At 60.2% G+C, this 12,025-nt stretch carries 16 protein-coding genes; 12 read left to right on the forward strand and 4 right to left on the reverse strand.

Features of this window, described 5'->3' with window-relative positions; translation table 11 throughout:
* Window positions 1-372: 372 nt before the first annotated feature.
* From KBY58_RS02860 to ndhC, 4 genes are all read right to left on the reverse strand, one after another.
* A complete protein-coding gene (locus KBY58_RS02860; protein WP_255002766.1) occupies window positions 373-1,626 on the reverse strand; it encodes a hypothetical protein in 1,254 nt (417 codons plus the stop codon).
* A gap of 134 nt (window positions 1,627-1,760) precedes the next feature.
* A complete protein-coding gene (locus tag KBY58_RS02865) occupies window positions 1,761-2,291 on the reverse strand; it encodes an NAD(P)H-quinone oxidoreductase subunit J (protein WP_255002767.1) in 531 nt (176 codons plus the stop codon).
* A complete protein-coding gene (locus KBY58_RS02870; RefSeq protein ID WP_254934521.1) occupies window positions 2,284-3,003 on the reverse strand; it encodes an NADH dehydrogenase subunit K in 720 nt (239 codons plus the stop codon). Before KBY58_RS02870 ends, KBY58_RS02865 begins: the two co-directional genes overlap by 8 nt.
* A gap of 13 nt (window positions 3,004-3,016) precedes the next feature.
* Complete coding sequence (gene ndhC, locus KBY58_RS02875; protein WP_254934522.1) at window positions 3,017-3,379, reverse strand: photosynthetic/respiratory NAD(P)H-quinone oxidoreductase subunit C; 363 nt, start codon at window positions 3,377-3,379, stop codon at window positions 3,017-3,019.
* 90 nt (window positions 3,380-3,469) lie between these two features.
* On the opposite strand from ndhC, the gene KBY58_RS02880 reads away from it, so the two are divergent.
* The 12 genes from KBY58_RS02880 to KBY58_RS02935 form a co-directional block, all read left to right on the forward strand.
* Window positions 3,470-3,865 carry a rubredoxin gene (locus KBY58_RS02880; RefSeq protein ID WP_255002769.1) on the forward strand — a complete coding sequence of 132 codons (396 nt, stop codon included), beginning with the start codon at window positions 3,470-3,472 and terminating at the stop codon, window positions 3,863-3,865.
* Window positions 3,866-3,871: 6 nt separating this feature from the next.
* Entirely contained in the window at window positions 3,872-4,867 is a 996-nt protein-coding gene (locus tag KBY58_RS02885) for a photosynthesis system II assembly factor Ycf48 (RefSeq protein WP_255002770.1), read from the forward strand.
* Window positions 4,868-4,952: 85 nt separating this feature from the next.
* Window positions 4,953-5,201 carry a cytochrome b559 subunit alpha gene (psbE, locus tag KBY58_RS02890; protein ID WP_254934525.1) on the forward strand — a complete coding sequence of 83 codons (249 nt, stop codon included), beginning with the start codon at window positions 4,953-4,955 and terminating at the stop codon, window positions 5,199-5,201.
* 3 nt (window positions 5,202-5,204) lie between these two features.
* Entirely contained in the window at window positions 5,205-5,342 is a 138-nt protein-coding gene (psbF, locus tag KBY58_RS02895; RefSeq protein ID WP_254934526.1) for a cytochrome b559 subunit beta, read from the forward strand.
* 4 nt (window positions 5,343-5,346) lie between these two features.
* Complete coding sequence (locus KBY58_RS02900) at window positions 5,347-5,466, forward strand: photosystem II reaction center protein L (RefSeq protein WP_254934527.1); 120 nt, start codon at window positions 5,347-5,349, stop codon at window positions 5,464-5,466.
* Window positions 5,467-5,481: 15 nt separating this feature from the next.
* Entirely contained in the window at window positions 5,482-5,682 is a 201-nt protein-coding gene (locus KBY58_RS02905) for a photosystem II reaction center protein J (RefSeq protein WP_048017331.1), read from the forward strand.
* 110 nt (window positions 5,683-5,792) lie between these two features.
* Entirely contained in the window at window positions 5,793-6,497 is a 705-nt protein-coding gene (locus KBY58_RS02910) for a lysophospholipid acyltransferase family protein (RefSeq protein WP_255002771.1), read from the forward strand.
* Window positions 6,490-7,863 (forward strand): 3-deoxy-D-manno-octulosonic acid transferase, encoded by a 1,374-nt coding sequence (locus tag KBY58_RS02915; RefSeq protein WP_255002773.1) that lies wholly within the window; start codon window positions 6,490-6,492, stop codon window positions 7,861-7,863. Before KBY58_RS02910 ends, KBY58_RS02915 begins: the two co-directional genes overlap by 8 nt.
* The gene (lpxK, locus tag KBY58_RS02920) at window positions 7,863-8,864 is read left to right on the forward strand and encodes a tetraacyldisaccharide 4'-kinase (RefSeq protein ID WP_255002774.1); all 1,002 of its coding nucleotides are present in this window, start codon (window positions 7,863-7,865) and stop codon (window positions 8,862-8,864) included. The genes KBY58_RS02915 and lpxK overlap by 1 nt, the downstream gene beginning before the upstream one ends.
* On the forward strand, window positions 8,857-9,987 hold the full coding sequence (gene lpxB / locus KBY58_RS02925; protein ID WP_254934531.1) for a lipid-A-disaccharide synthase: 1,131 nt from the start codon (window positions 8,857-8,859) through the stop codon (window positions 9,985-9,987). The genes lpxK and lpxB overlap by 8 nt, the downstream gene beginning before the upstream one ends.
* A gap of 9 nt (window positions 9,988-9,996) precedes the next feature.
* The gene (locus KBY58_RS02930; protein WP_255002775.1) at window positions 9,997-11,781 is read left to right on the forward strand and encodes an ABC transporter ATP-binding protein; all 1,785 of its coding nucleotides are present in this window, start codon (window positions 9,997-9,999) and stop codon (window positions 11,779-11,781) included.
* Window positions 11,778-12,025, forward strand: a 248-nt coding sequence (locus KBY58_RS02935; RefSeq protein WP_255002777.1) for a carotenoid oxygenase family protein, incomplete at its 3' end; no start/stop codon positions are given. The genes KBY58_RS02930 and KBY58_RS02935, both read left to right, overlap by 4 nt.

Consider the following 12,025-nt stretch of genomic DNA (forward strand, 5'->3'; position numbering starts at 1 on the left):
CCGGGTCAATAGCTTGGAGCTACGGCCCTGATCGGGCCACTCCCACTGCCCTGGGGTTTGAATCCCACGGGCCCAGAACTGGGCTACCAGTGCCTCAGCTCCTCGGCGATTCACACCAACTGGGGTGCGTAACCGCTTTATTGCGGTGGAGCGCAAGAGGGCTTTGGCTTGCTCGATCAGGGATTGCTCCCGGCTCGGCTTATGCAGCGGCGGGGTTGGCTTGCGGGGCGGTTGCACAGAGGGGGGTGAGGGTTATCTCGCTACGGGCCGGGTGCTCCAACTGTGTTGGTCCGGCGTGTCACTTCTGACAACGTAGTCCAAATGCCCCATATGTGCCATCTGCTCCCATCTGGCACCCCCATAGGTGGGGTATCACCCCGCAAGTGCATGGGCTTGCTGTAGCCGGGCCGCGGCAGCAGCAACCGCCTGGGCAACCTCGAGATCACTGGCCCAGGCCCCGTAGTGCTTGAGATGCACCGCCACCGTGTGGCCCATCAGCTTGGCTAGCACCCGGGGGCTCAGCCCATGGAGCTGGCTCCCCCGCCATGCATAGGAGTGCCGCAACGAGTAGGGGATCAGGTGCCCCTGGCCAGTCTCGGCAGCCTCCCGGCGGATCTCGCCCCAGGCCGGCACTCGATCCTCTAGGTAAGCCCCCAGCCTGGTGCTCATCGGCGTGCCCACCGTGGGCACGGGCAAGGCATCTGCCCCCCGCTCAGCCAGCAGGGCCAGCAGCTCGGCCCCCAGGCCTGCAGCCCCAGCAGGATCGAGGGGTTGCACCGGCCGATCGGCGGATTTGCCAGCAGCGTTGCGCTTCACCCCCAGCACCCGTAGCCCGCCCTGGCCATCCGGTGAGCAGAGGCCAATCTCAACTGGGCGCAGGCCAAAGGTGCCGGCCAGGCCGACCGCCAACCGCCACTTGGGGTCGGGGGTGGCCCGGTAGAGCCTCAGCAGCTGGTGATCGAGCAGGGGGGCACCCGCCTCAGGTCTATCCAGCCGGCGGCCCACCAGATCGGTGAGCTTGGCCGGGGGCAGGTAGCGCCGGGGGGCGGCGCAGTGCTCCACGGCAAACCGCAGAAATCGGGCAGCGGTGCCCAGCCGCTCCCGTCGGCCGTTGCAGCCCGGGGCAGTGGGGTGCGCCTCGAGTAGGGCCTCGAGCACCGCTTCGCCATCCCGGGGTTGGCGGTGCTTGCGGAGCAGCACCTCCAATGTCTCTGCCACGTGGCGCTTGTGGTGTCGGCTCCAGGTAAAGGGCTTCACCGTGCCGCTGGAGATCTGCTGCGCCCGCCAGCGCTCGGCGGCCTCGGGCCAGTCAACGGCCCCGTCCCGCATCGCCGCGGCCGATTGCCCAGCCCCGGCAGCATCCACCAGGGCGATGGCAGGGGCCAGCCCGATCTGCTGCTCGGCCATGGCTAGGGCCACCCGCTCCACCAGCGCCAGCAGGGCAGGGCCCGAGCTTGGGCTCCAGGGCGTGGGCAAGGTGGCGCTGCTGCGGGTGCCATCGCTCCAGCGCCTGGTGATCTGGGTGCGGCCGCCCCGGTGGGGGCCCAGGCTCCAGCCCCGGCCGTGGGTGCTCTTCACCAGCTGGCGGAGTTGCTGCTCCCAGGGCTTGGCGGCTAGTCGGGCCATGGCTGATCGAGGTGGGATCGAGTGGCCGCAGAAACGGCGGCATTTGCGGCCGCAGATGGCCGCAGATGAAACTTACCCACTGGGTCGACCCCCTTGCAAGACCCCCGTCGGGGCAGGGGTTTTAGCCCTGTTTTCTAGTAGGCGTCCTGCATCTCGTAGAAGTCGGGCTGCACGTAGTCCTTGCGCAGTGGAAAACCCCGCCAATCCTCTGGCATCAGGAGCCGCTTGGGCTGGGGATGGCCCTCGAATTCGATGCCATACATATCGAAGGTTTCACGCTCCTGCCAGTCGGCTCCCCGAAAGAGTCCGTAAAGGCTGGGGATTGTGGGCTTGTCGTTGCGAGCCACGGCCACCTTGAGCCTCACCTCTTCCGGCTTGGTATTGGCCAGGGGCTTGCCTTCGGCATCTATCTGGGCGCTGAAGGAGCCGAGTTTGACCAGGTTGTAGAAGCTCACGAGCTTTCCTCCCGGGCCTTCGTCGTAGCCGCCCTGGCACTGCAGGTAATCGAAGCCATGGGCCTTTAGGGCAGTGGCCACCAGCGGCAAAAAGGCCGCTTCCACCCCCAGAATTTCGATGCCCAGGTGATCACTGCCAAGGGCCTCAGCCTCAAAGCCCTGGCCGGCCAGCCATTGGGCCACTGGTCCGGGTTGGGTTTCTTCAGGCATCGATTTTCTCTGGTTGGGGCTGGGTGGCGCCCAGGGGGAGGCCAGCGGCGGCAGCCAGGGCCCTTTGCTGGGTTTCGGCGCGCAGGTAGCGGCCATCCACTATCGGTTCAATGGCCTTCATCTGGTGGCTGACCGTGCAGTAGCGGTGGGTCTGCTGGAGGTTGCCCCGTTCAGCAAGCGCCTCATTGCCCACTTTTTTGCGCAGCTTGATCACCGCATCAAAGATCGCCTCGGGCCTGGGCGGGCAACCCGGCAGGTAGAGGTCAACTGGGATCAGCTTGTCTACGCCCCGCACGGCCGTGGTGGAGTCGGCGGAAAACATGCCACCAGTAATGGTGCAGGCACCCATGGCAATCACATATTTGGGCTCGGGCATCTGCTCGTAGAGCCGCACTAGGGCGGGGCCCATCTTCATGGTGACCGTGCCCGCCACGATCAATAGATCGGCCTGGCGGGGGCTGGAGCGGGGCACCAGGCCAAAGCGGTCAAAGTCGAAGCGGGAGCCGATCAGGGCAGCGAACTCAATGAAGCAGCAGGCCGTGCCATAGAGCAGGGGCCAGAGGCTGCTGAGCCGGGCCCAGTTGTGGATGTCGTCGAGGGTGGTGAGGATCACGTTCTCGGAAAGATCCGAGGTGACAGCTGGCGCGCCCACCGGGTTGCAGCTGGCTGCACGCAGGTCGCGCAGGGCGTCGATCGAGGGGGATTGGGTCATGGGGAAATCCGGTTCAGCTCCACTCGAGGGCGCCCTTGCGCCAGGCGTAGGCAAGGGCCACCACCAGGATGGCAATAAAAATTAGGGCCTCGATGAATGCCAGCAGGCCAAGACGGTGGAAGGCCACCGCCCAGGGGTAGAGGAAAACGGTCTCCACGTCGAAGATGACGAAGACCAGGGCAAACATGTAGTAGCGGATATTGAATTGAATCCAGGCGCCACCAATGGGCTCCATGCCCGATTCATAGGTGAGTTCCCTTTCGCCTTGGCGGCTTTTCGGTGCCAACAACTTGTTGGTAACCAGTGCCAAAACGGGAACGGCAGCCGAAATCAGCAAAAAGCCGAGAAAGGCGTCGTAGCCGGAGAGCACGAACATGCGGACCAGGCCAACCTGCTCTGCAGTCTGGCATCTGCGATTCAGGCTTGGGCGTCGATACAGTTTGTTCAGCCCAACTGCGGTTAAGGGATGCAGGACGACGCGCAAGAAGAAGTGGGGCTGGAGGAGGGCCTAGAGAAGGATCTAGAGCCCCAGGACCCTGCCCTTGAGGCGATTGATCACCGCTTCGAGTGCCGCAGTTGTGGTTTCGTCTATGACCCGGCCGAGGGGGTCAAGAAATACGGAATTACGCCGGGGGTGCCCTTCCTTGAGCTAGATCCGTCCAGCTTCCGCTGCCCGGTTTGCCGCAGCAAGACCGCAGCTTTCATCGACATTGGCCCGCGCAACAAGCCCAGCGGGTTTGAGGAAAACCTTGATTTCGGCCTGGGGGTGAACCGACTGACTCCTGGGCAGAAGAATGTGTTGATCTTTGGCGCCTTCGCCCTGGCGGTTGCCTTCTTCCTTTCCCTCTATTCGCTTCGCTGAAGACCCATGCGCCGCTATCTCTCACCTCTGCTCAGCCTGGGGCTAGCCCTGTTCCTGGGCTTCGGCCTCAGCGGCTGCGTTACCACCGGTTTGCCCACGGCTACCACCAGCCCCTGGCAGGCGGTGCCACTGGCCACCAAGGCCAACCCGCTTGATGTGGCATTCACAGATGCCAACCACGGCTTTCTGGTAGGCAGCAACCGTCTGATCCTGGAAACCAACGATGGCGGTGCCAGCTGGGCTGAGCGGGCCTTGGATTTGCCTGAGGAGGAAAACTTCCGGCTGATCAGCCTTGATTTCCGCGGCGATGAGGGTTGGATTGCGGGCCAGCCCGGCTTGCTTCTGCACAGCACCGATGCTGGCCAAAACTGGAGCCGCCTCTTCCTGGATACCAAGCTCCCCGGAGAGCCTTACCTGATCACGGCCCTCGCTGCCAATACGGCTGAGTTGGCCACCAATGTGGGCGCCATCTATGAAACCAGCGATGGCGGCAATAGCTGGCAGGCCAATGTGGCTGATGCGGCTGGCTCCGTGAGGGATCTGCGCCGGGGATCAGCCGGTGAATACGTCAGTGTCAGCAGCCTGGGCAATTTCTTCGCCACCTGGAACCCCGGCGATCCGATCTGGACCCCCCACCAGCGGGTCAGTAGCCAGCGGTTGCAATCGATTGGCTTCCAGCCCGATGGTGCCCTGTGGATGCTGGCCCGGGGAGCCCAACTGCGTTTTGGCGCCGATCCGGCCAACCCAGAAGACTGGAGCAAGCCTGTAATCCCGATCACCAACGGCTATGGCTATCTCGACATGGCCTGGGACCCCCAGGGCTCGATTTGGGCCGGTGGGGGCAGCGGCACCCTGTTGGTGAGCCCTGACCAGGGCAAAACCTGGCAAAAGGACCCCGTGGGAGCGGTCCAACCCACCAACTTCACCCGCATCAGCTTCCTGCCCGATGGCAAGGCTTTTGTCCTGGGTGAGCGGGGTTCCCTGCTGCGTTGGGTGGGCTAGCGCCAACTTCTGTAACCAAGGGCCAGACCGACTCCCATCGTCTGCTCCCAGACCCTTAGGATCGACTAGCTGAACGCTTACCGCTATGGCTGCCGGCTCAACAGGAGAACGTCCGTTCTTCGAAATCATCACGAGCATCCGTTACTGGGTCATCCATGCGGTGACCCTGCCTTCCATTTTCTTGGCTGGCTTCCTATTCGTGTCTACAGGATTGGCCTACGACGCCTTTGGGACTCCCCGCCCTGATGCCTATTTCCAGGCTCAGGAAAGTAAGGCTCCTGTGGTGAGCCAGCGTTACGACGCCAAGAGCTCCCTCGATTTGCGCTTGCAATAAGTCATGACCCAAGCACCCATTTCCACCACCCCCCGCAACTACCCGATCTTTACGGTCCGGTGGCTGTCTATCCACGCCCTCGGTATTCCCACGGTGTTTTTCCTGGGAGCCCTGGCCGCCATGCAGTTCGTTCGTCGCTGAGGCCATGCAACGCACCCCCAACCCCAACAATCTGCCGGTTGAGCTGAACCGTACAAGCCTTTATTTGGGCCTGTTGTTTGTGTTCGTCACCGGGATCCTGTTCTCCAGCTATTTCTTCAACTGATCAGGAGCACTTCCGATGAGCGGTAAAAAATCAAACTTGCCTGACGGCCGGATTCCCGATCGCCTGCCCGATGGCCGCCCAGCGGTGGCATGGCGTTCTCGCTGGACCGAAGGGGTGCTGCCCCTCTGGCTGGTGGCCACGGCCGGTGGCATGGCAGTGATCTTTGTGGTTGGTCTGTTTTTCTACGGCGCCTACGTTGGCGTTGGTTCGGCCTAAACCTTTCCCTTCGCAGCCCCATTCTTTTTTAGGCACACAGATTTTGGATCTGCAAACCCCCGGTGGATGGCCCAAGCCTCTCCACCAGGGGTTATTTGCTGACAAGGCCCATGGCTAAAAAGCGAACCCTGTTGAATAACCGGGCCCTCACCTTGCTGGTGGGAGGGCTGCTCAATGCCTATGGCCAGGTAGTTTTGTTGACCTCTCGCCTGAGGATAGAGGCCGATCCCGAGCTGGATCTCCTCGTTAAAAGTAGTGGCGAGCCGGTGATTTATGCCCTGTGGCATAGCCATGTTTTTTTTGTGCCGTTGCTGCGTAGTTACGAGCGCCGGCCGGTTTCAGTGCTGCTAAGTGCCCATCGCGACGCCCAAATTGTGGGCGTGGCCGCGCGGTTGCGGGGTATTCGCCTGGTGGTGGGCTCTTCCACCCGCGGCGGAGCCCGGGCCTACCTGCAGTTGCTGAGGGTTTTGCAGCAGGGGCAGTCCGTTGGCATTACCCCCGATGGCCCCAAGGGACCACGGGAGCTGGTGAAGCCTGGGGTCATCCACCTGGCCCAGCAATCGGGTTGCGCCGTCGTGCCGGTGGCCCTGGCCTGTTCAAGGGTGCATCGCCTTAGGTCCTGGGATTGCACCTTCCTGCCCCTGCCGTTTTCCAGGGCTGTTTTTGTCTTGGGGGCCCCTATTTATTTTTCAGCGGATGCCCCGATCGAGGCTTTGCAGGATGAGCTAAATCGGGCGATGGAGTCCACGGTGGGTCGCGCCCAGGCCAGGATCACTGGTCCCCAGCCAGGCTTGGTCGGTACCAGCCATGGGTAGAACCCCTTCCTGGGCCGGATCAGGGTTGTTGCTGCTCTATCGCACCCTTTGGTTGGGCCTCACCCCTGTGGCCTTGGGCTTGCTCGTCTGGCGCCTGCTGCAGGGTAAGGAGGATCCCCGGCGGATCCAGGAACGCCTGGGCTGGGCAACCCTGCGGCGCCCCAAGGGCCCTCTTGTTTGGTTCCATGCCGCCAGTGTCGGAGAGCTCAATAGCCTGCAGCCCGTTTTTAGGGAGTTGCAGGATTTTCCGGTAAGCCTGTTGGTCACAACGGTGACCCGCAGCTCGGCGGGCTTGGCCAGGGAGCTTTTGCCTGAGGGGGTGCTTCATCAATACGTGCCCATTGATCACTGGCTCTGTTGGCTGCCATTTAGGCGCCATTGGCGAGCTGAGCTGGGGGTGTTGGCCGAGGCCGAGCTGTGGCCAGAAATTGTCCATGCCATGCCCCACCTCAAGGTGATTAATGCCCGGATGAGCGGCGCCTCGTTTAGGCAACACCAGCGGGCCAGTTGGTTTTCGAGCTGGTTAATGGGCCGTTTTGAGACTTGCTTGGCCCAATCGGAGCAGGATGCCGAGCGCTTTCGGCGCCTGGGGGCGCCGCAGGTGCAGGCCACGGGCTCAACCAAGCTGGATGCCGATCCCCTGCCTGTCGATCGCCGGATTGTGGATCGGCTGCAGCAGGTGTTTGGAGCTCGGGCCGTGGTGCTTCTCGCCAGTACCCATGCGGGCGAGGAGCAGCTCCTGCTGGATGCCTGCCCCTGGATCTTTGGCCCGCAACCAAGCCCGGTGGCGCTGTTGATTGCTCCCCGCCATCCCCAGCGGGCACCTGAATTGCTGAAGCTCCTGCCGGGTGCTCGCCTTTGGAGTCGGATCGCCCCAGGCGAAAGGGCTGTTGATGATGAAGCTGTTGATGGGGAAGCAGCTGATGGGGAAGCAGCTGAAGGGCTCGCGGCAGATGTGGTGATCGCTGATTGCCTAGGAGCGATGGGTGCCTGGATCGAGGCGGCTGCGGTGGTGGTGATCGGGGGCAGTTTTGAGCCTGGAGGTCGGTCGATTGGTGGCCATAATCCCCTTGAGCCCGTGGCCCTGGGCAAGCCGGTGGTTTGTGGGCCCGACATGGCCAACTTTTCCGATTTGGCAGGTGTCTTGGCCGATAGGGAATTGCTGTGGTCCTATCCCACGCCAGCGGCTGCCTGGGCTGGGGTTCAGCACTTGCTCGAGCGGGATTGCGGCGGCCAGGGCCCTAGACCTTCCGGACCTAGCCAAGCCCCTCACTTCGAGGGCCCCTCCCGCCAGATTGCCCAGCAAATCAAGCAATTTCTGGGCAAAACCGGCGCGAAAGCGGATAGTTCGGCCGGAAGTCTTTGATGCCAATCCCAGCACCCCGATTTTGGTACCAACGGCGCCTGAGCCCCCAGGCGGCGGCTCTTTTGCCCTTTGCATGGCTTTACCGCCTGGGGCTGCATCTGCATCACCGCAGCATTCGCCCGGTGCGACTGCCCGTACCGGTGATTTCGGTGGGAAACATCACCTTGGGCGGCACTGGCAAAACCCCATTGGTGATTGCCTTGGCCCGCGCCTTGAGCGCCCAGGGTTTCGCGGTGGCTGTCCTGCTGCGGGGCTACGGCCGCCAGGGCAAGGAACCTCTCCTGGTGCAGGCTTCCATGGCCTATCAGGCCGTTGGCGATGAGGCGCTCGAATACGCCCAACAATTACCTGGGGTGCAGGTTTGGGTGGGATCCAACCGCACCTGCAGTGCTCACCTGGCGATCGACAACGGCGCCAATCTGCTGTTGCTCGACGATGGTCTCCAGCACTGGCCTTTGCAGCGCAATCTTGATCTGACCCTGCTGGATCGTCGCCACGGCGTTGGCAATGGCCAGGTGTTTCCCGCAGGACCCTTGCGCGAACCCCTGGGCCAGCTGGCAAGGGCCGACATTTTGGTGCTCACCGGCCCTGCCCCTGCTGGCCCCATGGACCGACGGATCAGGTATCACTGGCCGGTTAAAAAGCCCAGCTTCGAGTTGACCTATCAGCTAGAGGTGCCGGCCGATCTTTTTGGCAGACAGCTGTGGGCTTTTTGCGGGATAGGCCTGCCGCGCAAGTTTTTTGAGGCCCTGGGCGCCGCTGGCTTGAAGCTGCTGGCCACGGAGAGCTTTGCTGACCACCACGCCTATTCTGAGCAGGAGTTGGCGCGTTTATTGGCTGTGGCCCAAGCCCATGACGCCCTGTTGGTCACCACGGTGAAGGATGCCCAGCGGCTGCCGGCTGCCTATCGCTCCTCTGTGAGGGCCATCCCCATGCGGCTGGAAACTGGGGCCCTAGATGCCCTGGTGGCCCAAATATTGGAGCGGATCGGCAATGGCTGAGGACGGGCCCAGGATTTTGCTTGTGGCCGGGGAGGCTTCTGGGGATCTCCATGGCGGTGCCATGCTCCGGGAGCTCCGCCGCCTATTGCCTGGGGTGCAGGTTGTGGGTGTGGGCGGTGACAACCTGCGGGCCCAGGGCATGGAGACCTTGGCGGATGTGAGCACCCTTTCGGCCGCTGGCCTGGTGGAAATTGCGGCTTCTATCCCCAGGCATTACCGGGTGATGGAGATGCTGAAGCAGCAAATGGATCAACATCGACCCAAGGCTGTGGTCTTGGTTGACTATCCCGGCTTTAACATGTTCGTGGCAAAGGAAGCCAAAAAAAGGGGAATCCCGGTCTTCTTCTACATCGCCCCCCAGGTTTGGGCTTGGGGTAAGGGCCGGGCCAAAACCATGGCCCAGTTGATTGATCGCCTTGCCGTGATCTTTCCCTTTGAGGAAGAGATTTTCAATAGATATGGCCGAGCTGTGGCCAGCTATGTGGGCCATCCATTGATGGATAGCCTCAAAACGAGCCGCAGCCCTGGTGAAACTCGCCAACTCCATGGTTTTGATCTGCAGCAACCATTGTTGGTGTTGATGCCGGGTAGCCGGCGCTCCGAGGTTCACCTGTTGTTGCCAGCCATGTTGGGGGCCGCCCAGCAGCTCAAGGCCGATGGCTGGCAGGTGGCCCTATTGAAAGCACCCACCATTTCCGAGTCCTTTTTGAAACGGAGCCATGGCAAGGGTCCATTCCCAGTGCCAGTGGTAGAGGGTGACGCCTACAACCTGTTGGCAGCCGCTGATGCGGGGGTAATTGCTTCGGGGACGGCCACTTTGGAGGCGGCTCTTCTGGGATGCCCCCACGTAATTCTCTATCGCTTTTCGCTGATTACCTATCTATTGGGGAAACTATTTATTCGCCATCGCACAATGGGGCTGCCCAATGTGATTTTGGGTCGTCCGTTTTTCCCGGAATTGCTCCAGCGTCGGGTCACCCCTGCCAATATTGTGCGGGCCGTGGCCCAAATGGCTGCAAATCGCCAGGCCTGTGGCCAGGCCGTAGACCAGTTGCGAAGCGCCATGGGGCAGCCTGGAGCCTCTGATAGGGCTGCCCATGAGCTTGCTAAGCTAATCAAATGAACAGATCTAATGACCATATCTAATTCGCCAACCCCTGCCAAGTTGGAGCCCAAATCATTCTATTGGCGGCTGGCGATTTATGGCCGTCGTTATTTATGGCCCACCTTTGCATTTGCCCTGTTCTTTAACCTTCTCTACGGCGCATCTACCGGCTTTGTGCCCCTGGTAATTCGCTATCTATTCGACGAGGTTTTGCCCTCCCAGGATCGAGTTCGGCTCTACAGCGCTCCTGTGGCGATTGTGGTGGTTATGGCAATTCGTGCTGCCTCCCAATACCTGGGATCCTATTTGACCGAATTGGTTGGTCAGTCGATGACTGCCGATCTACGCAAAACCATGGCGGCAAAAATGGTCGAATTGCCAGAATCCTTTTTAGATCGAAATCCTTCTGCGATGTTGGTTTCGCGGGTTATGAATGATGTGGGCTTAGTTAAATCCGGAATTGTGGATGGTTTCGTTTCCGTAGTTAAGGATGGCCTCACTTTGGCGGTATTGGTTGCGGTTGCTTTTTATCAAGACTGGTTACTTTCCCTGATTGCTTTTGTACTTTTCCCCTTCGCAATTGCACCCGTCCTGAAGTCTTCCAAAAAAGTTAGGCGTCATTCTAGAACCAGCCAGAATAGTTTGGCACGCTTGGCCACCTATCTTCAGGAATCAATTGTGGGTTCAAGGGTCGTCAAGATTTTTGGGATGCAGGCCTATGAGCTGGATCGCTTTGACGCCGAAAATAAATCCGTATTGCAAACAGCTCTTAAGACCACTAGGGCTAAATTGTCCAACCAGCCCTTAATGGAATTACTGGGGGCGATTGGCTTTAGTGCGGTTCTTTTATATGGGGGCGAAAGTGTGATTGCCGGCACCCGCACGACGGGAAGTTTGTTTGCTTTTATGGCATCACTCTATCTTTGCTATGCACCTTTTAAGAGCATTGCCAAATCCAATGCAACCTGGCAGCAGGGGGCTGCAGCTGCTGAGGATATCTATGCAATTCTGGATGTTCCCAATGATCCCGCCGACCCTGAGAATCCCCTCAAAGTTCCCAATTTTTCTGTGGGATTAAGTGCTCAAAGCGTTTCATTTGGCTATGGCAATGAACTGGTGATAGACAGGCTGGATCTTGAAGTGCCCTGCGGTAAAACAGTTGCCCTGGTGGGATCTAGTGGTGGTGGCAAGAGCACAATTGTGGATTTGTTTTGTCGTTTTTATGATCCCAGTTCCGGTGTGATCAGCATCGATGGGGTTGATCTCAAGGATTTGCAGTTATCAGAATTGCGCAGCATTATTTCTGTTGTAGACCAAAATACTTTTTTGTTCAATGATACAGTTGCAAATAATATTGCCTATGGCCTTTCGGAAGCCTCCATTGATGTGATTGAAGCTGCCGCCCGCTCTGCCAATGCCCACGATTTTATCTGCCAGCTTCCAGATGGTTATCACACCTTAATTGGTGAGAATGGCACCATGCTCTCGGGTGGCCAACGTCAGCGGCTGGCTATTGCGAGGGCCTTGATTAAGAACTCGCCCATCTTGTTCTTGGATGAGGCCACCTCAGCCTTGGATTCCGCTTCAGAGCAGGTGGTTCAAGAGGCCCTAGATCGGCTGATGCAAAATCGCACCACTTTGGTGGTGGCCCATCGTCTTTCGACAGTGGTGAACGCAGATTGCATCTGCGTAATTGCCAAGGGGCGGGTGGTTGAGTCTGGTCCCCACCAGGAGCTCTTGGCTCGCGGTGGACCCTATTCTCACCTATTTTCGACTCAGTTCGCAAGCGCAGAAGCGGCCTCTTCGGTATGACTAGTTCCTTGGCTGGACAAGCTTCTGTGGCCTCCAATCGGGATGATTGGGCCAGGGCCTTTCGCAATGTCACCGAGGAGCTTGATGGGGTAGGTCTCCAGCCAGTACGCGGGACTATCCCGCCGGAACTTAATGGGACCCTCTATCGCAATGGTCCGGGCCGTTTGGAGAGGGCAGGCCTATCTGTCCACCATCCCTTTGATGGCGATGGAATGATCACGGCCTTTCGCTTTGCGGAGGGATC

It is taken from the genome of Cyanobium sp. HWJ4-Hawea (assembly GCF_024345815.1).
Taxonomy (GTDB): Bacteria; Cyanobacteriota; Cyanobacteriia; order PCC-6307; family Cyanobiaceae; genus Cyanobium_A.

Bases quoted from the DNA above. Each gene is read 5' to 3' on its own strand.
- KBY58_RS02870 (WP_254934521.1), bottom strand. From the start codon at position 3,003: ATGACCCAATCCCCCTCGATCGACGCCCTGCGCGACCTGCGTGCAGCC.
- ndhC (WP_254934522.1), bottom strand. From the start codon at position 3,379: ATGTTCGTGCTCTCCGGCTACGACGCCTTTCTCGGCTTTTTGCTGATT.
- psbF (WP_254934526.1), top strand. From the start codon at position 5,205: ATGACCCAAGCACCCATTTCCACCACCCCCCGCAACTACCCGATCTTT.
- KBY58_RS02880 (WP_255002769.1), top strand. From the start codon at position 3,470: ATGCAGGACGACGCGCAAGAAGAAGTGGGGCTGGAGGAGGGCCTAGAG.
- lpxK (WP_255002774.1), top strand. From the start codon at position 7,863: ATGCCAATCCCAGCACCCCGATTTTGGTACCAACGGCGCCTGAGCCCC.
- KBY58_RS02885 (WP_255002770.1), top strand. From the start codon at position 3,872: ATGCGCCGCTATCTCTCACCTCTGCTCAGCCTGGGGCTAGCCCTGTTC.
- KBY58_RS02900 (WP_254934527.1), top strand. From the start codon at position 5,347: ATGCAACGCACCCCCAACCCCAACAATCTGCCGGTTGAGCTGAACCGT.
- KBY58_RS02915 (WP_255002773.1), top strand. From the start codon at position 6,490: ATGGGTAGAACCCCTTCCTGGGCCGGATCAGGGTTGTTGCTGCTCTAT.
- KBY58_RS02865 (WP_255002767.1), bottom strand. From the start codon at position 2,291: ATGCCTGAAGAAACCCAACCCGGACCAGTGGCCCAATGGCTGGCCGGC.
- KBY58_RS02930 (WP_255002775.1), top strand. From the start codon at position 9,997: ATGACCATATCTAATTCGCCAACCCCTGCCAAGTTGGAGCCCAAATCA.
- KBY58_RS02860 (WP_255002766.1), bottom strand. From the start codon at position 1,626: ATGGCCCGACTAGCCGCCAAGCCCTGGGAGCAGCAACTCCGCCAGCTG.
- psbE (WP_254934525.1), top strand. From the start codon at position 4,953: ATGGCTGCCGGCTCAACAGGAGAACGTCCGTTCTTCGAAATCATCACG.
- KBY58_RS02905 (WP_048017331.1), top strand. From the start codon at position 5,482: ATGAGCGGTAAAAAATCAAACTTGCCTGACGGCCGGATTCCCGATCGC.
- KBY58_RS02910 (WP_255002771.1), top strand. From the start codon at position 5,793: ATGGCTAAAAAGCGAACCCTGTTGAATAACCGGGCCCTCACCTTGCTG.
- lpxB (WP_254934531.1), top strand. From the start codon at position 8,857: ATGGCTGAGGACGGGCCCAGGATTTTGCTTGTGGCCGGGGAGGCTTCT.